Consider the following 22446-nt stretch of genomic DNA (forward strand, 5'->3'; position numbering starts at 1 on the left):
TCCCCTTTCTAACATAACGCTGCATCTATCATAGCAAATAGCATATTACGATTTCCAGGAAGTTGATTACCATTCTTTATCATAAGAGGTGAAAGGAGCGTTTCCTGGAAATCTGCTGTTTGAAGAAATTGGCGGAATATGAATTGTGAGTGCGGAACATCAATGCGTATCGTCCCACTCCACGATTTACAAATCATTTCTAATAACTGAATAGCGTCTTTTTCTTTTTTTGAAATAAGCGGAGTGATACATAGTACATCTCCTTTTTGTATGCATAAAGCAAAAGCATCTATTTGATTATCCCGTTCTATTTTAAAGGAGTAAGTTGCTCTCGATAGTAGCGATGAAAAAAGCTTAGAACGATATGCACCAGTCGCAGTTTGATCAAGAAAAATGAGAGATTGAAGATCGGCTTGCTGAATTTGTTTTATGGGAAAAGAATTTGTACTTATATGAGCCGCTTGTTTTTCGAAACGATGAATTGTTGTTATTGATTGAAATCCATAAGATTCATATAAGGATTCGCCAGCTTTTGTTGCAATGAGCGTAATAGGGAGCGATCGATGAGTTACTTTTAAGCTAGTGTTTAACAAAATACGGCCAATTCCTTTTCTTTGAAAATCAGGATGCACGATTAACATACCGATAGAAGAAAATCCAGGGGCAAACGAAAAGACCCCGCCCGCTGCAATAAGTTTATTCTCATGTACATAGCCAAAAATTGTGCCAATGGAAAGGTACATATGGAATTGCTCTTTCATAAAAATCTCATGCTGTAACCACCCGACTGATTTGCAAAGAGAGAGTAAATCTGGAATGGAAGATTCGTCTAGTTTTACTGTTTTCATAAAGTTCACCATATTTCTATTTAAATTAGAAAAAATAAGAATAATATTACGAAATGTAAAATAATAGGTTCGTATTAAAAAAATCCAACATGTTTATATTTTTCTTTGTAAAGGGAAGTATGTTTGATATGACAAGACAAACTTATACAAATTATAACTGGAATTTACATAAGTTAACAAAAAATTTACATATAACTCATTTTCTCTTAACAGTCTTCTATTAAATTTGATAGTGGGAAATGAATAACCTAATTAGGGGGACAAGACAGTGAAAAAGTTTGTAAAAAAAGCATGGCCATTTGCAGTTGTGGCGTCGTTAGCAGTTACTTCGGTAGCAACATGGAATTTTACGCGTTCTAGTGAGGTTAATGCGGATGAGAACGGAAACAATGCAAAAATTAAAAATGTCATTGTATTAATTGGGGATGGTATGGGGCCTTCATATATGACAGCTCATCGTTATATGAAAGATAATCCAAAAACATTTGAGATGGAATCTACAGAATTTGATAAGCATCTTGTAGGAACACAAAAAACATATCCAGAAGATGAACATGAAAATATTACAGACTCTGCATCGGCAGCTACTGCGATGTCAGCAGGTATAAAAACATATAATGCAGCTATTGCAGTAGATAATGATAAAGCTGAAGTGAAAACAGTATTGGAGCAAGCGAAAGAAAAAGGGAAGTCAACGGGACTCGTTGCAACGTCTGAAATTACGCATGCAACACCAGCTGCATTCGGTGCACATGATATTAGTCGTAAAAATATGGACGCAATTGCAAATGATTACTTTGATGAGAAAATTAAAGGTAAGCATAAAATAGATGTTATGCTTGGCGGCGGCGTAAATAACTTTGTTAGAAAAGACCGCAATCTTACAGAAGAATTTAAGAAGTCTGGTTATAGTTATGTAACAGATCGTAATCAATTATTAAATGATAAAAGCGATCAAGTTCTTGGCTTATTTGCACCAGGTGGTTTAGACAAAATGATTGACCGTACTGACAAAACACCTTCATTAGAAGAGATGACAAATACCGCGATTGAGCGCTTGAACAAAAATAAAAATGGTTTCTTCTTAATGGTCGAAGGTAGTCAAATTGATTGGGCTGGACATGATAATGATATTGTCGGTGCAATGAGTGAAATGGAAGACTTCGAAAAAGCGTTTAAAGCAGCAATTGAGTTTGCGAAAAAAGATAAGAACACATTAGTTGTTGCAACTGCAGACCATGCTACTGGCGGATTATCTTTAGGTGCGAATGGTGAGTATAACTTTAAAGTAGATCCGATTAAAGCTGCGAAACGTACGCCAGACTTTATGGCAAGTGAGATTGTAAAAGGTGCAAATGTAGAAGAAACATTGAAAAAGTATATTGATCTACAATTAACACCAGAAGAAATTAAAGCTGTAAATGATATAGCTCCATCAAAAGATGTAACAAAGATTGATAATGCAATTGAAGATATCTTCAATAAGCGTTCGGTTACAGGTTGGACAACGGGTGGACATACAGGTGAAGATGTAAACGTATATGCATTCGGACCGGGTAAATACTTATTCTCTGGCGTTCAAGAGAATACAAATATAGCTAAACGTGTCTTTGACATTGTTGGCGGCGGCGACCCGAATAAAGGAAGACGCTAATTATAAATGAAAGTGAGGCGAAATGCCTCACTTTTCTTTTTAGGAGATGGAAAGATGAGAGTTTTTTTAGGGAAATTAAGATTCCTTCTAGTATTTGTATTATTGCTAGTTGGATGTCAATCTCAAGAGAATAATATAGAACAAAAATTTGCTAAAAAAACTGAGGAAAAGGTACATATAACGAAAGAAGAAGAGAAATCCATTCAAGATGTTATTGAGGCATTTGTACGGACGACGAATGAAAAGAATCTTGCTGAGCATATGGAGTTATTTTCAAAGAAGATGCCTAGTGCTGAAGACTTAAAAACACAAAAGGAAGCGGCATTTCAAAAGGGAAATAAGAAAATAGAATTGGAACATATGAATATGAAAGCTCTTAAAGGTGGGCTTGTTATTGTTGAAACGGAGGAAAAAGAAGTAGACGGAGGGGTTACTCTTCAAAAGAAAATGCAGTATGCACTTGGAAAAGAAGACGAAGGGTGGAAGATTGAAGAAGTTCGTACGATAGAGAAGAAATAAAGTGAAACTTTAATCAGTGGGAGTCTTACTGCCCGCAAATAGCGGAATAAAAAAAGGTTCTCATAGGAGAGAACCTTTTTATAGTGGTAATAAAATTTGATTTGAACATGCTTCAATGTCATCAATATCTTGACGGATTGTTGCCATCTTATTATCGAGGTCTTCAGCTTTCATAGCAGCATCATGTAGTTCATCCTTCAAATAGTCAGGTATATTTCCTTCATATTTGTAGTAAAGTTTATGTTCTAAACTTGCCCAAAAGTCCATCGCAAGTGTACGTAATTGAATTTCTGCAAAGACATCTTTCGTACCAGAATTTAGTGACAATGGATATTTAATAATCATATGCAAACTTTTATAGCCATTTCCTTTTGGATTAGCAATATAATCTTTTACTTCTACAATTTCCATGTCTCCACGATTTTCAATAACTTCTTTTAAATGATAAATATCTTCTACAAAGCAACATGTAATACGGATGCCAATAATATCTTGTAATTGTGTTTGAGCATTTTCAACTGTTGGTGATAAGTTTTTACGCTCAAGCTTCCTGATGATACTTTGGGGTTGTTTAAGTCTTGTTTTTATATGTTCAAACGGGTTGTAGTCTTCTAAAAATTGAGCTTCCCGGTTCATAATTTCAAATTTAGTTTTTAACTCTTCTAAAGCAAATGTATAAGGTAATACAAAAGCTTTCCAGTAGTTAACGGTTGATTGGTTATATTCCATTTATATACACACCTTTTCTTATTTACAAGTGAAGTTGTTATTATACTAAACACCAAATCATGTAGGCGCAAGCAGCAAATGATGAGATCATAAAGCGATATTTAGTTTTCATCTTTTCAACCCCTTTCAAATGAAATTATATATGAATAAACGTCATTGTTAGTAATTTCACTATGTACAATTCTTATAGTAATAGATTCATGTGAAATTCGTATGAACTAATTGTTTCAGCTTTTTGTCTTTTTGCTAATGACTTTTGGTTTTGTTTGTTATAATTACCTTAAATTGTAATAAAGGAGAGGTATAATGAATCAAAAAGATAAAGAAAGAAAAGAGCAAGTCGCTCATATTATTGAAATTCCAGATGAATATAGGCTTGTTGTAGATGATCAAGAAGGTGTGGATGACCCATATCATCTATTATGGTGGGAACATAAAGCGGATGAGGAGAAAACGATACAAATTACGTTGAATAGACATACTGGTAATTTAATTGAATTTAGGGTAGATGATGAAAATTCTTTCTTGAGCGGTAAGGAAGCGATAGAGGAGAATAAAGCAAGAGAGATTGCAAATACATTCTTAAAAAAATATACAAAAGAAGGATACGAATTTTATACATATGTAACTGTTAAGGACGACTGGCGCGGTTGGAAAGAAGTAAATTATATGCAAGAAGTGAATGGATATCCATTGCCGAATACAGGGTGTGTTGTGCGAGTTCATCCTTTAGGGAATGTTGTGAATTTCCATTATAATGGACAAAAAGCTATAGAGAAAAAAACGTTATGGCCAAGTGAAATTGTTGAGGAGAACGTCGTTTTAGAAAATTTGAAAGCTAGACAAGGTATGAGACTTGTATTTATAGATTTAACATTTTCTTCATGTAAATATGAAAATGGTGAGGAAGTAAAAGGGCATCATCTTGTATATGAACCAGAACCTAGTCATGCATCTATTGATGCAAGTACGGGAGAAGATTTATTTGGACCAGAACACTATAAATTACCGCCAACAGTAGCTGTTGAAAAAACAAAAAAAAGTAGCCGGCAAGATGATATATTCGATTTATTTGACTGGGATAAAGAAAGTTTTACAAAAGTAGATGAGACAGAAAATGAAGATGGAATAAGGATGAAATTTGTTCCGAAAGAGGAATTACAAAAACAGAAAAAAGAAGAAAAGAATCCATATTTAATGAATGAATTCTTTAAAAAGCATTTACCGATGTTAAAATATAATAATTTAGTTGGCATTACGATTGATAAATCAACCAATGAATTAATTGGTTTTATAAAACTGACAGACGATAAAGAAGTAAAACAAATACTGTCTAGAGAGGAATGTTTACAAAAAGTACTTCAATTTCTAGAACGAGTGATTCCGGATATCACACAATATCTTCATCTTTGGGAGGAACGTGAAGAAGCAGAAGATGGGATTGAAAGATTTAACTTTTCCGTATATGTGAATGGTATTCCGGCAGAGTATAAGCACTTTATGATCAACATCAATGCAGAAAATGGTGCAGTGATGCACTACTCCGGAGAGTCTAGCAAATTTATAAAAGAATTACTTGCATATGAAACAACACCAAAAGTAACAAAAGAAGAAGCGTTAGAAATATACAGAGAGGCTATCCGAGTTAAATTAGAATGGTCTATAGATCATGACGTAGAGGAAACGGTATATCAATTGCTGTATAAACAAACAACGGATGAAAATTATAAAGAATTCTTCGACTGTAGTCGAGAAATTCGTTATATTGATGCGCATACTGGGGAGAAAATTTGGAGTGAATACTAGTAAAAGCCAATCGATACGTATCGATTGGCTTTTACTATGTTCTTAGAATTATTTATTAATTGCCGTTAAGTGGTTGAAGAATACCATCTTGAGCTTTTGACCAATCATATAGGTTTCCATCAGAGCCCACTGCAAAATTTAGAGAACGTGAGTTCTCAGGAGATTCGCGTCCGTATAAGACGTCGTATAGTTTAATACCATTTATTGTGCCAATTAGTTTGTCTTCGCCGGAGCCGTAACGAATTTCATCTGAGCGAGCTCCCATTCTTTTTTCTAGAACTTTTACAGCATCTTCACTTGTGAATGTAATAGTATCAGTTTGTTTATTTGGTTGCTTAGCTGGTTGTTGTTCTTTTTGTGTGTTTTTAGATTCTGCTTCAGGTTTTGTATTATTTTTAACTGTGTCGTTATCTTCATTTTTTTTGTTGTTTTCAGTAGTTGCGTTGCTCTCAGTTTTTGTATTGTTTTTAGGTGTTGCATTGTTTTCATTTTTTTTGTTGTTTTCGGTAGTTGTGTTGCTCTCAGTTTTTGTATTGTTTTTAGGTGTTGCATTGTTTTCATTTTTTTTGTTGTTTTCGGTAGTTGTGTTGTTTTCAGCTTTTGTGCTGTTTTTAGCTGTTACGCTGTTTTCATTTGTTTTGTTGTTTTCAGTAGTTGCGTTATTCTCGTTTGTTGCATTTTCCTCAGTTTTTACACTGTCTTCATCTTTTTGTGTATCTTCTGTTTTTGTGCTGTCTTTTGATGCTGCAGTATCCTGTTTAGTCGTTTCAGTTTTTGTGGGCGAAGTTTGTTGTCCGCAAGCTGACAGTAAGAAAAAAGATAGTGTGAGTACTACTAGTTTTGTTATTTGTGAAGTAAAGTATTGCATGAAAACACCTCTTTCAAAATTTTGGAACTTAACATATTGTAATACATTGGAAAAAATATGCAAGGTATGAAAGACTTATTTTGTTCGACAAAAAGCTAAGGATTCCATATTTGTGTAGTACAGACACAAACAACCTCACGCCCACATACACATAGTAAAGACCACTATTTTGGCGGAGGTGAAAGGTTTGAGTCTATTCGCCGCAATTGGATATATGGTTCGAGAAGTGTTTGTCTTTGTTTCTTATGTGAAGAACAATGCGTTCCCGCAGCCGTTATCATCAGATGATGAGAGAAAGTACTTAGAGTTAATGGAGCAAGGTGATGCTCAAGCGAGAAATCTTTTAATTGAACATAATTTACGGCTTGTAGCTCATATTGTTAAGAAATTCGAAAACACTGGTGAAGATGCAGAAGATTTAATTTCAATTGGTACCATTGGGCTTATTAAAGCGATTGAAAGCTATTCAGCGGGGAAAGGAACTAAGCTTGCAACTTATGCAGCACGCTGTATCGAAAACGAAATTTTGATGCATTTACGTGTGCTGAAGAAAACGAAAAAAGACGTTTCACTTCATGATCCAATCGGGCAAGATAAAGAGGGTAATGAAATATCGCTTATTGATATATTAAAATCAGAATCAGAAGATGTAATTGATATGATTCAGCTTAGTATGGAGTTAGAAAAAATTAAAGAGTATATCGATATTTTAGACGAACGAGAGAAAGAAGTAATTGTGAAGCGTTTTGGACTTGGGCTTGATAAAGAGAAAACACAGAGGGAGATTGCGAAGGCACTCGGTATTTCAAGAAGCTACGTATCGCGAATTGAAAAGCGTGCTTTAATGAAAATGTTCCACGAATTTGTGCGGGCTGAGAAAGAGAAAAAAGCAAAAGAATAATGTATATTGTAGGCAGCTACACTTTAAAAGTGGCTGCTTTTCTTTCGGGAAAACGGAAAGAAAACGAGCTGTTCTAAGAAGAAATACATGTTCACTGTTGAAAATGGCGGATTCTATCTGTAATATTAGAAGGTGCTAAACAATTTAAGAATAAAAATTATACTTAGTTTTTCATCGTGTATAACGAGACGGCTCCATTCTATATGTGGGAATAAGAACCAATTTTACATATGATATAGAGAGAAAATAAGGGGAAACTAAAGTTATAGGCTGATTAGGAGGTTTCGTAATTTGCGACGGACATTATATCGACTTATGATCGAACTTACAAATGGTCGTTTTACTTCTTATATATTACGTAAATTTGCACAATCTCGTTTGAGCTCTATCATTATTCCATCGTATGCGAAAGTTTTTCAAATTAATCAAGATGAGATGGAAAAGGGTTTGAAGGAATATCGAACATTGCATGATTTATTTACACGTAGGCTAAAAGAAGGAAAGCGTAGTATTGATACTGATGCATCGAGTATCGTTAGTCCTGTTGATGGTGTTTTTGCTGATCAAGGTCCTATTGAGGATACAAAAACATTCGATATAAAAGGAAAGCGTTATTCAATTGTGGATATGCTAGGTAATGAAGAGCGTGCAAAGCGATATGCAGGCGGTACATATATGGTAATTTATTTGAGTCCAAGTCATTATCATCGTATTCATAGTCCGCTCTCTGGCTCTGTGACTGAAAGATTTGTACTCGGCAGAAAATCATATCCGGTAAATGCAGCGGGTATGGAGTATGGGAAAGAACCATTGTCAAAAAATTATCGCTCTGTTACAGAAGTAAATAGTGAAGGCGAACGTATGGCGCTTGTAAAAGTAGGTGCTATGTTTGTTAATAGTATTGAGCTCCTTCATGAAAGAAGTACTGTTCAAAAAGGTGAAGAGATGGCATACTTTACATTTGGCTCAACAGTTGTTTTATTATTTGAAAAAGATATGATTGAAGCAGTGCAGGAATTGACAAGTGGGCAAGAGCTACGTCTTGGTGAAAAAATTGCAACCCGAGTATCTCATAAATAAAGAAAAGATTTTATAATATACTTATGAAGCTCTAATTAAGAAATGTGGACAAAGATGCTTAATGAAGAAATCCCCTAGATGGGAGTACTTGTTTATTCGAGAGCCATCGCAGGATGGCTCTTTTTACAGGTCAATCAGCAATCTATATGTACTCAAGAAGATTTGACGAGCTTGTCCTCTAACGAGCGTCTAATAATTTCTTGTTTTATAAGTAAAATGAAGTCGGGATTTAATTTTAGTTCTTTTGCTTTATAATAAGACTCAGTGAGTAAATCAGTAGATAACTGTTCCATATGTTTTGTTTTCAAGGGGAGTCACCTCCTAATAATATAAGGATTGATTCGTTGTTGCATTTAATGTACCAAAAAAATATGACAGTCACAAACAAGAGGTTATCCACATACCTCAGTGGATAAAGTGTGCATAGAGTGTTAGTAAATTCCGAATTAACTGAAAAGTTAATGTGGAAAGTGTGTACAAGTTTATCCACAGGTTATCTATCGAAAAATGTTGTCGAAAAATTTTATGAAAAATCCTCAAAGAGGTGAAAGAAATTGAAGTTATTTTTACCAAATGAATATGTGAAAAATGTATATCATGTTCAACCGGAAGATTTGAAAAAACGTGGAATTAAAGGAGTTATTACCGATTTAGATAACACTTTAATTGAATGGGATCGTCCGAACGCAACACCACAGCTTGAAGAGTGGTTTTTGAAAATGAAAGAAAATGATATTCAAGTAACGGTCGTTTCAAATAATAACGAGCAACGCGTTAAAGAATTCGCTGATCCATTAGGTATTCCGTTTATTCATAGTGCGCGCAAACCGTTTGTCCGCGCATTTAAGCGTGCGATACACGAGATGCACCTGCAGCCAGATGAAGTTGTAGTAATTGGAGATCAGTTACTAACGGATGTGCTCGGTGGGAATCGTGTGGGACTTCATACAATTTTAGTTGTACCGGTAGCGCAAACGGACGGATTGGTGACACGTTTTAATCGAAAAATTGAACGAAGAATTATGAGAAATATGAAGAAAAAAGGCTTAATTAACTGGGAGGAATAAAGTTTGACTGAAACAATTAAATGTATTGGTTGCGGTGTAGAAATTCAAACAGAAAATAAAAATGAAGTAGGATACGCTCCTGTATCATCTTTAGAAAAAGAACAAGTAATTTGCCAACGTTGTTTTCGTTTGAAACATTATAACGAAATTCAAGATGTATCTTTAACAGATGATGATTTCCTTCGTATTTTGAACGGAATTGGACAATCAGACGCACTAGTGGTTAAAATCGTAGATATTTTCGATTTCAATGGTAGTTGGTTACCGGGCTTACATCGTTTTGTAGGGAACAATAAAGTATTACTTGTAGGGAATAAGGCTGACTTAATTCCAAAGTCAGTTAAGCATGATAAAGTAAAACATTGGATGCGCTATAGTGCAAAGCAACTTGGTTTAAAACCAGAAGATGTCTTTTTGATTAGTGCAGCTAAAGGACAAGGAATCACTGAACTTGCTGATGCAATTGAGCATTACCGCGAAGGTAAAGATGTTTATGTTGTTGGATGTACGAATGTTGGTAAATCAACATTTATTAATCGTATGATTAAAGAGTTTAGTGATGAGACTGAGAATGTAATTACAACATCACATTTCCCAGGAACAACGCTTGATTTAATTGATATCCCATTAGACGAAACATCATCTTTATACGATACACCAGGTATTATTAATCATCATCAAATGGCGCATTATGTTGGGAAACAAAGCTTAAAGCTTATTACACCGACTACAGAGGTTAAGCCGATGGTATTCCAATTAAATGAAGAACAAACATTATTCTTTGGTGGATTAGCACGATTTGATTATGTAAGTGGAGGTCGTCGTGCATTTACTTGTCATTTCTCAAACCGTTTAACAATCCATCGTACAAAGCTTGAAAAGGCTGATGAATTGTACGAAAGACACGCTGGAGAAATGTTGAATCCACCGACACCAGAAGAATTAGAAAATATGCCGGATTTTGTGAAATATGAATTTAATATTCGTGAGCCAAAAACGGACGTTGTATTCTCTGGATTAGGCTGGGTTACTGTAAATGAATCAGGAGCGAAAATTGTTGCTCATGTACCAAAGGGAGTAAGTGTTTCATTACGTAAATCTTTAATTTAATATGGAGAGGGATTTATGAAACAATTATATGGTGTAATCGGAAATCCAATTGGACATTCATTATCACCCGTTATGCATAACGATGCATTTGAACACTTGAATATGGATGCCCATTATCATGCGTTTCTTGTAGAAGAAGAAGCGCTAGGGGAAGCAGTAAAAGGTTTGAAAGCATTAGGTATTTCAGGATTTAATGTAACGACTCCGCATAAAGTTGCAGTTATGGAGTACTTGGATGAGGTTGCCCCGCTAGCAAGGCAAATCGGTGCGGTAAATACAGTAGTTCATCGAGATGGAAAATTGATTGGGTATAATACAGATGGAATTGGTTTTGTTCGTGCCCTGCAGTCAATTAGTGAAGATCCACTTCAAGAGAAACGTATTTTATTAATCGGTGCAGGTGGTGCTAGCCGAGCTATTTACTTCTCGCTTGCAGATGTAGGTGTGAAAGAAATTGATATTGCTAATCGTACGAGAGATAAGGCGGAAAATCTTATCGCTGGGTGCATGGCAAATGTTAATTCGCATGCTCTATCGTTAGAATGTGCAGCAGAAAATCAAGGGGAATATGATATTATCATCCAAACAACAACGATAGGTATGCATCCATATGTTGCGTATACGCCGCTGGAAATTCGTTCATTGAAACAAGGAACGATTGTTTCTGATATTATTTATAATCCATTTGAGACGAAAATTTTAGGCGATGCGAAAGAACAAGGTGCAATAATTCAAAATGGAATCGATATGTTCGTTTATCAAGGTGCACTTGCATTTGAAATGTGGACAGGTTGTGTGCCGAATATTGATAGAATGAAACAATTAGTAATGAGAGAGCTTGGAGGCTAATTATATGTTAACAGGAAAACAAAAAAGATTTTTACGTGCAAAGGTACATCATTTAACACCGATTTTTCAAGTTGGAAAAGGTGGCGTAAATGAAAATATGGTGAAACAAATTGGAGAAGCATTAGAAGTTCGTGAACTATTTAAAGTGAGCGTATTACAAAACTGTGAATTTGATCGTCGTGAAGTTGCAGAAGAGCTTGCACAAGGTGCACGAGCTGAAATCGTTCAAGTAATCGGAAGCACAATTGTTTTATACAAAGAATCAAGAGAAAATAAGCAGATTAAGCTTCCTCGATAAAAGATATACGTGAGTTATTTCGTAGTGGACGCTTGATATGTAGAAAGCGAAACCAATTGAACTTTTATTAACAGTGGCTCTCTTCGAATATGTATGGGGAGAGTTGCTGTATGTAAAAGGAAGGAGCGTTTCTTTTGAGAAAAATTGGCATTATTGGTGGCACGTTTGATCCGCCTCATAATGGGCATTTGTTAATTGCAAATGAAGTGTATCATGCTTTAGGGTTGGAAGAGGTATGGTTTTTGCCGAATCAGATTCCACCGCACAAGCAAGGACGTAACATTACGAGTGTGAAAAGTCGATTAAACATGCTGCAAATAGCGACTGAGGAAGAAGCATACTTTTCAATTTGTTTAGAAGAGCTAGACAGAGAAGGCCCATCTTATACGTACGACACTATGGTACAATTAACGGAGAAGTATCCGGATGTGCAGTTTCACTTTATTATTGGCGGAGACATGGTTGAGTATTTGCCGAAGTGGTATAACATTGAAAAGTTACTTAAGCTTGTGACTTTCGTTGGAGTTGCAAGACCAGGTTATACATTACATACGCCTTATGATATCGTAAAAGTGGAAATTCCGGAGTTTGCAGTTTCTTCTTCTCTGTTACGGGAGAGATATATGACGAAGAAAACGTGCAAATATTTACTCCCCGAAAAAGTACAGGTATATGTCGAGAGGAATGGGTTGTATGAATCGTGAGGAAGCACTTAGTATTGTCAAACAGCAAATGCATGAAAAACGTTATATACACACGATTGGTGTAATGGAAACAGCGATTGAACTTGCCCGATTATATGGTGTAGATGAAAAAAAGGCAGAGACGGCTGCTATATTTCACGATTATGCAAAATGTAGAGCGATTCCAGAAATGGAAGAGATTATTAAGAGAGAAGCTTTGCCAAAGGATCTATTGCACTATAACAAAGAGTTATGGCATGCACCTGTTGGGGCATACTTAGTAGAAAAAGAAGTAGGCATTACTGATCTTGAAATTCTACAAGCTATTACATATCATACAAGTGGTCATGAAAAAATGACAATGTTAGATAAAGTTATTTATGTAGCAGATTACATTGAACCAGGACGTAAGTTTCCTGGTGTGGAAGAAGCGAGGAAACTCGCATATAAAGATATAAATCAAGCTTTACTGTTTGCTTTAAAGCGAACAATTCAATTTTTAATGGAAAAAGATCAAACGATTTATCCATTAACATTCCAAACATACAATGCAATTATCAAGGAGGAAATTAATAAATGAAAGATAAAGAGTTATTAGTATTAGCGGCAAAAGCAGCTGATGATAAGAGAGCAGAAGATATGGTTGTACTAAATATGCAAGGTATTTCACCGATTGCAGACTATTTTATTATTTGTCACGGAAATTCAGACAAGCAAGTACAAGCAATTGCACGTGAAATTAAAGCGAAGGCACATGAGTTCGAAATTAACGTACAACGTATGGAAGGCTTTGATGAAGCACGTTGGGTTTTAGTAGACCTTGGTGATGTGGTTGCTCATGTATTCCATAAAGATGAGCGTAATCACTATAATTTAGAGCGTCTATGGGGCGATGTGCCGCGTGAAGATATTGCAGATGAGCTAGATCAATGAAATACGAACAATTTGCTTTGCTGTATGACGAACTGATGAATGATGTCCCTTATGATAAATGGGTGGAATTCACAGAGGAAAGTTTGCAACAGGCATCTATGAAAGAGGCAAAAATTCTTGACGTAGCATGTGGAACTGGTAACGTAACACTTCCGCTTGTACGAAAAGGTTATGATTTAATTGGTGTAGATCTTTCGGAAGAAATGTTAACTGTCGCACAGCAAAAATTGGGGGGAGAAGGTTATTTTATTCCTTTTTACCAACAAGACATGAGAGAGCTCGATGTTCCTGGTGAATTTGATTGTGTGACAATATTTTGTGACTCATTAAATTACGTATTGCAAGAAGATGGAGTGCAAGAAACATTTAGAAGAGTTTTCCACCATTTACGTCAGGATGGCTTGTTTTTATTCGATGTACACTCGTTATATAAAATACATCACGTATTTCAAAATGAAACATATACAGTGAACGGCGAAGAAATATCACTTATTTGGAACTGCTTCCCTGGAGAAGAATCAGATAGTGTGGAACATGATTTGACATTCTTTGTACAAGATTCAGAAGAAGATGTGTACCATCGTTTTGACGAATGTCACGTGCAGCGTGCATATTCGGTTGAAGTGTTAACAAAATGGCTTGAAGAAGCTGGGTTTACAGTACTTCGCGTCACAGGTGACTTTGAACGAATCGAAGTGACAGAACAAACAGAGCGCATCTTTTTTATGGCGAAGAAGAATGGATAAAAGAAAAGCAACCGATAAGGTTGCTTTTGTTTTATAGAAAAGATGTAGTTTTAGTTCTAGAAAAATAAAAAGATGATATGTGTAAAGTGTAAAAATGCTAGTTTTAGTGAAAATGTAGCATGAAAAAGATAAGTATTAATAAAAAGGGTTTGGGATTACGATGGCGTATTTATTATGTGTGTTTATTGAATTGCTGCTCAACGCATTTTAAATCTTCATCAAATTTCTCATGTGTCCGTTCGATTAATTTATGAAACATATCCCCAACGTGCTCTTCTAAAATACGAATACCTTCTCCTGTAACACCGCCTTTAACGCATACCTTTTCTTGTAAAGTAGGTAATGTGAAAATTTCTTTTTCAAGTAATTTCCCCATTCCAATGACCATTTCACTTACTAAAGTAGTGGCTTCTTCATGTGTAATATTTGTTTTATCTACAGCAGCGTTAATGAAACATTGTAATAAATAACTAAAAAAAGCAGGGCCGCAGCTTGCTATATCAGATGAAACGCGCGTTATATCTTCTTCTATAACAGTGGGAGTAGAAATGTTTTTGAATAGACGAAATAGTTTTTGTTGCCATTCTTCAGAGCAGTTATTTCCAAATGTAAATAGTGATGCGCCGGATAAGGCGCGGTTTGTGATGCTTGGAATGATACGAGCGACGTGGCAAGGTATAAGTGTTTCTAATTGTGATGGAGATATGGGGCTTGTGATAGAAACTAAGCAATCTTCGTCTGAAAAATGGTCAGCGTATTTTTTTAGAATAGGGTATATATCTATCGGTTTTACGCAAATGAAAATAAGCTGGGATTGTTCGATTACCTCTTGGATTGTTTTGGCTATATGAACAGAAGGGTATTTTTCTTTTATATGATATGCTTTGGCAGGCGTCCGATTAATAATAGTAAGGCACGAAGGTTTGACAGCACGGGTTTCTAAAAATGCATCGATTAGTATATTCCCCATGTTCCCTGTCCCTATAATTCCTATGTTCAATGTTTCATCCCTCCTTCGTAACAGCTTTCTCCTAAACAATATGAATGATGTTATAAATTTATGATTAGAGGTGTAAAATGATGTGGGATTTTCCGAAAAAATGGTTGGGATTAGTGGTTATTATTGGCACTTTGATTTTTCTTTTTTTCTGGAAAACGAATCAGCAAACGGAGCAATCGCTCATTACAACGGAAGTTCAAGCGAAAGATGTGGAGAAAAAAAGTAAACCGAAAGTATTGGATACAAAGGAACAGAAAAAAATAATTATAATTGATGTGAAAGGGGCGGTTGTAAGAGAAGGTGTGTATGAAATGAAAGAGGGGGACCGAGCGAAGGATGCCGTTGAAAAGGCGGGTGGTTTTTTACTAGAAGCAGATGTGAAGAAGGTGAATTTAGCGCAAATTGTACAAGACCAAATGATCCTTTATGTACCGAATAAAAATGAGCAAGTACAAGAGGTGGACGCTTTTTCAAAGGGCGAGGCAAAGATTCAAATAAACGCAGCTTCTAAAGAGCAACTTGAAAAAATTACAGGCATTGGTTCTCGGAAGGCAGAAAGTATTTTGAAATACCGAGAAGAACACGGTCCGTTTCAGAAAATAGAAGATTTATTAGAAATTGATGGGATTGGGGCGAAGTCTTTAGAGAAAATAAAAGATCAAATTATTATTCCGTAAAAGATTGACGAAGTTTTTCTTTTTTCGCTACACTACAAGTAGACAAAAAAGAAGGTGAAAAATATGGAACGAATTTCATGGGATCAATATTTTATGACGCAAAGCCATCTACTATCTTTACGTAGTACATGTACAAGGCTTGCGGTAGGAGCGACAATCGTTCGTGATAAACGAATTATTGCTGGTGGATATAACGGTTCAATTAAAGGTGGTGTACATTGTATAGACGATGGTTGCTATGTCATTGATAATCATTGTGTTCGTACAATTCATGCGGAAATGAATGCTTTATTGCAATGTGCGAAGTTTGGTGCAAAAACAGAGGAAGCGGAAATTTATGTCACACATTTTCCTTGTTTGCAGTGCTGTAAGGCGATTATTCAAAGTGGTGTTACAGCAGTTTATTATGCACAGGATTATAAAAATCATCCGTATGCCGTAGAGTTATTTGAACAGGCGAGTGTAACAGTGAAGCACGTTCCGCTAGAATATGATATTACATCGCTAGAGGAACAAGAGCGTCATTTGCAGCTAAAGGAATTATTCGCAGCTTTAGAAAAAGATAATTTATCAATGGAAGAATTACAGCGTGTATTCACTAAAGCGAAAATGATGCTATAAGGAGTGAGTATGAGTTGAATGGACAATGGGGCTATGTTGCAATCTCGTTTATAATTGGGATTGCAATTACCTTTTCCACGTCGCATTTGTTGACTGCTTGTTGTTTCGTTTGTTATGTTTTATTTTGTTTATATCGTACTTCGCGTAAAACCTTCATATTTTGTATGATAGCGTGTTTTAGTGGCGCTATGTACACCACATATGTTCAGAGTCTAAATAAGCCGCTAGGGGAGCCCTACGAAGTTACACGAGGGGTCGTGCAAAATACACCTCTAATTAATGGAGATCGTCTCTCTTTTCAAATTGAGGATCAGAATAAAAACTTAGTGCAGTTAAATTATAAAATACAATCTGCTTCGGAAAAGAAGCAGTTGCAACAATTACATGCAGGTATATCGTGTACATTTAAAGGGGAGGTGAAAGAACCACAAACTGCCCGGAATTTTCATGTTTTTGATTATCGTAATTATTTATATCAGCAAAAAATACATTTTATATTTGATGTGACATACATTTCTGAATGCCAAAAAACATCGTTGTCACTCGTGCAATGGATTTTTCTTCTCAGGCAACAAACAATCTCGAAAGTTACAGAAATGTTCCCAGAACAATCAGGTGCATTTATGAACGCATTATTATTTGGAGATCGACAACAAATGACGTTTGAAGTAGAAGAGCAATATCAACAATTTGGTCTTATACATTTGTTGGCAATTTCAGGATCGCATATCGTATTATTAATGGTTATAATGTATTTTGTTTTACTAAGAAGTGGTGTGACGAAAGAGACAGCAACAGTATGCCTTATAGTTTGCATTCCTCTATATATGATCGTAGCTGGGGCGTCGCCATCTGTTGTGAGGGCTTCTATAACAGGAGTTTTATTGTTGGTAGCTTTCATGTGCTCTATTCGCTTATCTAGTCTAGACGCCTTAAGTATAACAGCTATATGTATGCTTATATACGATCCATATCTTATTTTCAACATTGGATTTCAATTCTCATTTGTAGGTAGTTTTGCTTTACTACTATCTGCGCCGATATTATTAGGGCGTAGTAATGGAGTAGTTCGAAATTCTATTTACATTTCTATAATTTCACAGCTCGCTAGTACCCCCATCTTGTTATATCATTTTTGTTATTTTTCTCCTTATAGCATTTTCCTCAATCTTATATATGTTCCTTTTCTATCCATTATTGTATTGCCGTGTAGCATTATTATTCTTATATGTATGCCGGTTATTCCATTTTTCGCAAAAGGAATTGCATATGTACTTTCATTATGTTTAACCATTTCTAATGACTTTCTAAGTTACTGTGAAAGTTTCCCTTTCATCCGACTTACTTTTGGTCAAACTCCTTTATTTCTTGTGGCTATATATTGTTTTAGTATCGTTAGTATATTTGTGATTTGGGAAAGAGTAATAACGAAAAAAATTTTGTGCATAGTTGTGGGTGTGTTTCTTTTTATTAGTACTTGTCATTATGTATATCCATATTTTCGCGAAAGTGGGAGTGTTACATTTCTTGATGTTGGACAGGGAGATGCAATATTAATTCGTCTTCCGTACGATAAAGAGGTTTATCTTATTGATACAGGTGGAGCCCTTCCCGTCAAGAAGGAAGTGTGGCAACAGAAAAAGCATGAATTTTCTGTTGGGCATGATATTCTGGTTCCTTTCTTACAAAAAGAAGGTATAAAAACGATTGATAAATTAATTGTAACGCATGGAGATGCGGATCATATAGGTGCTGCGCTGGATTTGCTGTCATCTATTATTGTAAAAGAAGTTGTATTTGGGAGAAAGGAACAAGATGCTGTATTGGAAAAAGTGGTGAAGAAAAAGGCGTTAGAAAAGAGCATGAAGATAAGTGTAGTAGGAGAAGGGGAAGGTTGGAGGGTAAATGAAGCGGAATTTTTCGTATTAGCTCCAAAGGGGAAAGAAAAGGGAGAAAATGACTCTTCGATTGTACTATGGGCCAGACTAGGGGGACTAACATGGCTATTTACGGGTGATTTAGAAGAAGAAGGAGAAAAGTTTATAGTATCGACATATCCTAATTTGCGGGCTAATATTTTAAAAGTTGCCCACCATGGGAGTAAAACATCGTCTACAGATACTTTTTTAAGCCTTGTACAGCCTACTGTAGCGATTATTTCTGTGGGAGAGCGTAATAGGTATGGGCACCCGCATAAGGAAGTTATAGAGCGTTTTAAGAAGATGGGTATTGATATATGGCGTACGGATAAGCAAGGTGCTATTTCCTATGTTTTTAATGGAGAAAAAGGAACCTTTCAAAGTAAAATCACATATGATGAAACACATAGAAGATGAAAAAAAGAAGACTGCCGTTAAGCAGCAGCCTTTAAGAACCGATGAATTTAATAACAGTTGCAATAATGAAAAGTGTTGCGAAAAAACCAAATGAGACGATAAATCCTACCCCTGAATCAATAGCGTCATTGCGTTTACTTTGAACGTTTTGTTCAAAATCATTCATTTAGAATCCCTCCCCAACATTCCATTTTAGTATAGAATATTGTCAGAAAAAAATCTACAATTTCCATATGAAGCGAAATAGAGTATTTGTATACTTTTCTAGTTAGTTAAGTAGCGTGAATTTTTCATTTCCAATCATGTTAACAGTTGGCACTTATACTAAGATTATTATTGTAAATAATAAAGGGAAGGTGATTACCGCACACCAATAAGAAATCCGGGGCTTATTGCGTGGCGTTTTATATAAATAAAGGGGCGGGTTATAAAGCCCGTCCCTTTGTACTTGTAAAACAAAAGCTAGGGCATTAGTATAAATATATATTGCCAAGTTAGGGAGTAGGAAAAAATATGAGTGATATACATAAGAAAATTAAAAAGAAACAGTTCGCTCCGTTGTATGTACTGTATGGAACGGAAGCCTATTTTATAAATGAAACGATAAAGCTTATTACAACGGAAGCGCTTGAAGAGGAAGATCGAGAGTTTAATGTTGTGACATACGATTTGGAAGAAGCGTATTTAGAAGATGTAGTTGAGGATGCGCATACGCTTCCTTTTTTTGGAGAGCGTAAAGTTATATTAATAAAATCACCATTATTTTTAACGGCACAAAAAGAAAAATTAGAACAAAATATAAAAATTTTAGAAGAATATATTGGGGAGCCATCTCCTTTTTCTATTCTTGTTTTTGTTGCGCCTTATGAAAAATTAGACGAACGAAAAAAAATTACAAAACTATTAAAGAAAACAGCGGATGTAATAGAGGCAAATGCGATGCAAGTGCAGGATGTTCAGAAGTGGATTGTTTCTCGCGCGGATGAGGTGCATGTGCATATTGATAATGCAGCTGTTAGTTTGTTGTTAGAGCTTGTGGGAAGTAATGTAACAATGTTGGCGAAGGAAATGGACAAGTTAACGTTATACGTCGGTATGGGCGGAGAAATTACGCCAAAACTTGTCACGGAACTTGTGCCGAAATCTGTTGAGCAAAATGTGTTTGCTTTAACAGAAAAAGTGGTGAAAAAAGATATCGCTGGTGCGATGCAAATTTTAGACGGATTATTTACACAGCAGGAAGAACCAATTAAACTGCTCGCGTTATTAGTAAGTCAATTCCGCTTGCTCCATCAAGTGAAAGAATTACAACAGCGTGGTTACGGACAAAATCAAATTGCTTCCCATATTGGTGTGCACCCGTACCGGGTAAAGTTGGCGATGAATCAAACGAAGTTTTTTTCTTTTGAAGAATTAAAAAAAGTTATTATAGAATTAGCGGAAGCTGATTATAGTATGAAGACTGGAAAGATGGATAAGAAACTTGTGCTTGAGTTTTTCTTAATGCGGTTAAATCATATGTAGTAACACAAAAAAGTTCACGTACTAAATACGTGAACTTTTTTGTGTATATAAAAAACGATCCGAATGGATCGTTTTTTAAACGCCTTACGCGTTTACTTGTTTCGCTAAGCGAGATTTTTGACGAGCTGCAGCGTTTTGGTGGATAAGACCTTTACGAGCTGCTTTGTCAAGTTTTTTAGAAGCAGTTTTGAAAGCTTCTTTAGCATTTTCAAGATCGTTATTAGTAACTAAAGTTTCTACAGTTTTAACAGCAGTACGCATGTCAGACTTGATAGAAGCGTTATGTGAACGACGCTCTTCGCTAAGTTTCGCGCGTTTGATAGCAGATTTGATGTTTGCCATACTTTTCACCTCCCTGGTGCAATCGAATGACTCGATTCTTACATAGAACAAGTGATATTTTATCAAACGGTGAAGAGAATTGCAATAGTATATCAATGAAATTTCACGTAAAGGAAAGAATGACCTAATATAACTTGGGGAAATCTAACGATATTTACTATGAATTACGGAGGAGATACGATGAAAGAACCATTAGATTTAAGTAAATATAGTGTTAGAACTGACCTTGCTGTAGAGGCGCACCAAATGCTGCAAGAGCGCCAAGAAGAACAAAAAGGGATACAGGGAGTTATTGTAAAAGAGAGGGAAGAAGAGGGAGTTACAATTACAAAAGTAACTATTGATGAAATTGCATCTGAGTCGATGGGGAAAAAACCTGGGAATTATTTAACTCTTGAGGTGCAAGGTATACGACAACAAGATACGGAACTTCAGCAAAAGGTAGAGCGTATTTTTGCAAAAGAATTTTCTTATTTCTTAGAAGAGGTTGGAGTTTCAAAAGAAGCGAGTTGTTTAATCGTAGGTCTTGGGAATTGGAATGTAACGCCGGATGCACTCGGACCGATAGTTGTAGAGAACGTACTGGTGACGAGACATTTGTTTAAATTGCAGCCTGAAAGTGTGGAAGAAGGGTTTAGGCCTGTTAGTGCCATTCGTCCAGGGGTAATGGGAATTACAGGAATCGAAACGAGCGATGTCATTTACGGAATTATTGAAAAGACAAAACCAGACTTTGTCATCGCAATTGATGCATTAGCTGCGCGTTCTATTGAACGAGTAAATAGTACGATACAAATTTCTGATACAGGAATTCATCCAGGATCTGGTGTTGGGAATAAGCGTAAGGAACTAAGTAAAGAAACATTAGGTATTCCTGTTATCGCAATTGGTGTGCCAACTGTGGTAGATGCCGTTTCGATTACGAGTGATACAATTGATTTTATTTTGAAACATTTTGGCCGGGAACTGAAAGAAGGAAACAAACCATCACGCTCTTTATTACCAGCTGGTTTTACATTTGGAGAAAAGAAAAAATTAACAGAAGAAGATATGCCAGATGAAAAGAGTCGAAATATGTTTTTAGGGGCTATTGGTACGTTAGAAGAAGAAGAAAAGAGAAAGTTGATTTATGAAGTGTTATCTCCTCTTGGTCATAATTTAATGGTAACCCCAAAAGAAGTAGATGCGTTTATTGAGGATATGGCAAATGTAATAGCAAGTGGTTTAAATGCAGCACTGCATCATCAGATTGATCAAGATAACACAGGGGCCTATACACATTGATGGAAAGAGGCAGAAATAGTTTGAGTCGATTTACGCTGTTATGTATATGCGGTACAGTCTTATGCTTGCTTATGATGATAGCTGGAGTGGGACTCGCTAATCATGGTCTGAAAAGTATGAAGGGGTATCGTCAGCTGTCATATGAACAAATTGCTCATATGACAGGAACAGAAGGCGCTGGGGCTGAATCAGAAATTTCGAGAGATACGTTTTCGGCTATTGAAAAACAAAAACAGTTAGAAAGTTTAAGAAGTTTTAATGTTGTAGAAGGTATCGGTATGGCGATAGCAAGTGTTGCTCGTGATATGACAAAGTTTGGGACGGATATAGTGGTTGGGGCAATAAAAGGGATTTTTAGCTAAGGATAGCAGGAAGGACGGTTGTCTTATTGGTTTGTAAGAGAGTCGTCCTTTAATTTGAAAAAGGTTTGTCTCTTATGGTTTGTTCGCATAAGATATAGATAGAGTGATTTGTATTGTAAGCAGCACGAGTTTTCATTGAATCTTTGCTGCTCTATTGATATAATCAGTGCTAGTGTATATTGGCGAGACTATTAGGAGTTGAGAACATA

At 35.8% G+C, this 22446-nt stretch carries 26 protein-coding genes; 19 read left to right on the forward strand and 7 right to left on the reverse strand.

Translation table 11 applies throughout. From position 1 onward, the window contains the following. Nucleotides 1-8: 8 nt before the first annotated feature. Nucleotides 9-848, reverse strand: a complete 840-nt coding sequence (locus tag JTF23_RS15390; RefSeq protein WP_204209111.1) for a GNAT family N-acetyltransferase — start codon at nt 846-848, stop codon at nt 9-11. 268 nt (nt 849-1116) lie between these two features. On the opposite strand from JTF23_RS15390, the gene JTF23_RS15395 reads away from it, so the two are divergent. Both JTF23_RS15395 and JTF23_RS15400 read left to right on the forward strand, forming a co-directional pair. Further along, entirely contained in the window at nt 1117-2502 is a 1386-nt protein-coding gene (locus JTF23_RS15395; protein ID WP_016106191.1) for an alkaline phosphatase, read from the forward strand. Between the two features lie 54 nt (nt 2503-2556). Next, entirely contained in the window at nt 2557-3021 is a 465-nt protein-coding gene (locus JTF23_RS15400; protein ID WP_204209112.1) for a hypothetical protein, read from the forward strand. A 78-nt stretch (nt 3022-3099) separates the two neighbouring features. Here the strand turns inward: JTF23_RS15400 and JTF23_RS15405 are convergent, their stop codons facing one another. Next, nucleotides 3100-3750, reverse strand: a complete 651-nt coding sequence (locus tag JTF23_RS15405) for a GTP pyrophosphokinase (protein WP_002160426.1) — start codon at nt 3748-3750, stop codon at nt 3100-3102. Nucleotides 3751-4056: 306 nt separating this feature from the next. On the opposite strand from JTF23_RS15405, the gene JTF23_RS15410 reads away from it, so the two are divergent. Further along, a complete protein-coding gene (locus tag JTF23_RS15410) occupies nt 4057-5556 on the forward strand; it encodes a YcdB/YcdC domain-containing protein (protein ID WP_204209113.1) in 1500 nt (499 codons plus the stop codon). A gap of 55 nt (nt 5557-5611) precedes the next feature. Here the strand turns inward: JTF23_RS15410 and JTF23_RS15415 are convergent, their stop codons facing one another. Further along, nucleotides 5612-6424, reverse strand: a complete 813-nt coding sequence (locus tag JTF23_RS15415) for a hypothetical protein (RefSeq protein WP_204209114.1) — start codon at nt 6422-6424, stop codon at nt 5612-5614. Between the two features lie 187 nt (nt 6425-6611). On the opposite strand from JTF23_RS15415, the gene sigK reads away from it, so the two are divergent. Together sigK and JTF23_RS15425 are read left to right on the forward strand one after the other, a co-directional pair. Further along, complete coding sequence (gene sigK, locus JTF23_RS15420; protein WP_000051382.1) at nt 6612-7325, forward strand: RNA polymerase sporulation sigma factor SigK; 714 nt, start codon at nt 6612-6614, stop codon at nt 7323-7325. Nucleotides 7326-7616: 291 nt separating this feature from the next. Continuing rightward, nucleotides 7617-8405 (forward strand): phosphatidylserine decarboxylase, encoded by a 789-nt coding sequence (locus tag JTF23_RS15425; RefSeq protein ID WP_002160430.1) that lies wholly within the window; start codon nt 7617-7619, stop codon nt 8403-8405. 152 nt (nt 8406-8557) lie between these two features. Here JTF23_RS15425 and sda read toward each other — a convergent pair whose 3' ends face one another. Beyond that, nucleotides 8558-8713 (reverse strand): sporulation histidine kinase inhibitor Sda, encoded by a 156-nt coding sequence (gene sda, locus JTF23_RS15430; protein WP_002015226.1) that lies wholly within the window; start codon nt 8711-8713, stop codon nt 8558-8560. A 246-nt stretch (nt 8714-8959) separates the two neighbouring features. Here sda and JTF23_RS15435 point away from each other — a divergent pair, with 246 nt between their 5' ends. The 8 genes from JTF23_RS15435 (at nt 8960) to JTF23_RS15470 (ending at nt 14091) form a co-directional block, all read left to right on the forward strand. After that, nucleotides 8960-9472, forward strand: a complete 513-nt coding sequence (locus tag JTF23_RS15435; RefSeq protein ID WP_002160431.1) for a YqeG family HAD IIIA-type phosphatase — start codon at nt 8960-8962, stop codon at nt 9470-9472. 3 nt (nt 9473-9475) lie between these two features. Then, nucleotides 9476-10582: a ribosome biogenesis GTPase YqeH gene (gene yqeH, locus JTF23_RS15440; protein WP_002160432.1), complete on the forward strand. Its 1107-nt coding sequence runs from the start codon at nt 9476-9478 to the stop codon at nt 10580-10582. A 15-nt stretch (nt 10583-10597) separates the two neighbouring features. Continuing rightward, complete coding sequence (gene aroE, locus JTF23_RS15445; protein WP_204209115.1) at nt 10598-11431, forward strand: shikimate dehydrogenase; 834 nt, start codon at nt 10598-10600, stop codon at nt 11429-11431. Nucleotides 11432-11435: 4 nt separating this feature from the next. Continuing rightward, the gene (gene yhbY, locus JTF23_RS15450; RefSeq protein ID WP_204209116.1) at nt 11436-11729 is read left to right on the forward strand and encodes a ribosome assembly RNA-binding protein YhbY; all 294 of its coding nucleotides are present in this window, start codon (nt 11436-11438) and stop codon (nt 11727-11729) included. 134 nt (nt 11730-11863) lie between these two features. Then, entirely contained in the window at nt 11864-12433 is a 570-nt protein-coding gene (locus tag JTF23_RS15455; RefSeq protein WP_002160434.1) for a nicotinate-nucleotide adenylyltransferase, read from the forward strand. Next, complete coding sequence (yqeK, locus tag JTF23_RS15460; protein WP_002160435.1) at nt 12423-12992, forward strand: bis(5'-nucleosyl)-tetraphosphatase (symmetrical) YqeK; 570 nt, start codon at nt 12423-12425, stop codon at nt 12990-12992. The genes JTF23_RS15455 and yqeK overlap by 11 nt, the downstream gene beginning before the upstream one ends. Then, entirely contained in the window at nt 12989-13345 is a 357-nt protein-coding gene (gene rsfS, locus JTF23_RS15465; RefSeq protein ID WP_000653209.1) for a ribosome silencing factor, read from the forward strand. Before yqeK ends, rsfS begins: the two co-directional genes overlap by 4 nt. After that, on the forward strand, nt 13342-14091 hold the full coding sequence (locus JTF23_RS15470; RefSeq protein ID WP_002111917.1) for a class I SAM-dependent DNA methyltransferase: 750 nt from the start codon (nt 13342-13344) through the stop codon (nt 14089-14091). Before rsfS ends, JTF23_RS15470 begins: the two co-directional genes overlap by 4 nt. 172 nt (nt 14092-14263) lie before the next feature. Here the strand turns inward: JTF23_RS15470 and comER are convergent, their stop codons facing one another. Next, a complete protein-coding gene (gene comER, locus JTF23_RS15475) occupies nt 14264-15091 on the reverse strand; it encodes a late competence protein ComER (protein ID WP_204209117.1) in 828 nt (275 codons plus the stop codon). Between the two features lie 77 nt (nt 15092-15168). Here comER and JTF23_RS15480 point away from each other — a divergent pair, with 77 nt between their 5' ends. The 3 genes from JTF23_RS15480 (at nt 15169) to JTF23_RS15490 (ending at nt 18725) form a co-directional block, all read left to right on the forward strand. Beyond that, on the forward strand, nt 15169-15768 hold the full coding sequence (locus JTF23_RS15480) for a helix-hairpin-helix domain-containing protein (RefSeq protein ID WP_204209118.1): 600 nt from the start codon (nt 15169-15171) through the stop codon (nt 15766-15768). 63 nt (nt 15769-15831) lie between these two features. Next, nucleotides 15832-16389: a ComE operon protein 2 gene (locus tag JTF23_RS15485; protein WP_002088698.1), complete on the forward strand. Its 558-nt coding sequence runs from the start codon at nt 15832-15834 to the stop codon at nt 16387-16389. 14 nt (nt 16390-16403) lie between these two features. Beyond that, entirely contained in the window at nt 16404-18725 is a 2322-nt protein-coding gene (locus JTF23_RS15490; RefSeq protein WP_204209119.1) for a DNA internalization-related competence protein ComEC/Rec2, read from the forward strand. Between the two features lie 31 nt (nt 18726-18756). Here JTF23_RS15490 and JTF23_RS15495 read toward each other — a convergent pair whose 3' ends face one another. Next, nucleotides 18757-18891: a YqzM family protein gene (locus tag JTF23_RS15495; protein ID WP_000997609.1), complete on the reverse strand. Its 135-nt coding sequence runs from the start codon at nt 18889-18891 to the stop codon at nt 18757-18759. A gap of 347 nt (nt 18892-19238) precedes the next feature. Here JTF23_RS15495 and holA point away from each other — a divergent pair, with 347 nt between their 5' ends. Beyond that, the gene (holA, locus tag JTF23_RS15500) at nt 19239-20249 is read left to right on the forward strand and encodes a DNA polymerase III subunit delta (protein WP_002034073.1); all 1011 of its coding nucleotides are present in this window, start codon (nt 19239-19241) and stop codon (nt 20247-20249) included. A gap of 84 nt (nt 20250-20333) precedes the next feature. On the opposite strand, the gene rpsT is transcribed toward holA, so the two are convergent. Next, on the reverse strand, nt 20334-20591 hold the full coding sequence (rpsT, locus tag JTF23_RS15505; RefSeq protein ID WP_002088694.1) for a 30S ribosomal protein S20: 258 nt from the start codon (nt 20589-20591) through the stop codon (nt 20334-20336). 180 nt (nt 20592-20771) lie between these two features. Between rpsT and gpr the strand changes: the two genes are divergently transcribed. Next, nucleotides 20772-21875: a GPR endopeptidase gene (gene gpr / locus JTF23_RS15510; RefSeq protein WP_002111912.1), complete on the forward strand. Its 1104-nt coding sequence runs from the start codon at nt 20772-20774 to the stop codon at nt 21873-21875. Continuing rightward, entirely contained in the window at nt 21875-22237 is a 363-nt protein-coding gene (locus tag JTF23_RS15515) for a DUF3679 domain-containing protein (protein ID WP_033710758.1), read from the forward strand. The genes gpr and JTF23_RS15515 overlap by 1 nt, the downstream gene beginning before the upstream one ends. Nucleotides 22238-22446 lie beyond the last annotated feature (209 nt).

The sequence above is a fragment of the Bacillus sp. RIT 809 genome, assembly GCF_016892495.1.
GTDB classification, from domain to species: domain Bacteria; phylum Bacillota; class Bacilli; order Bacillales; family Bacillaceae_G; genus Bacillus_A; species Bacillus_A cereus_U.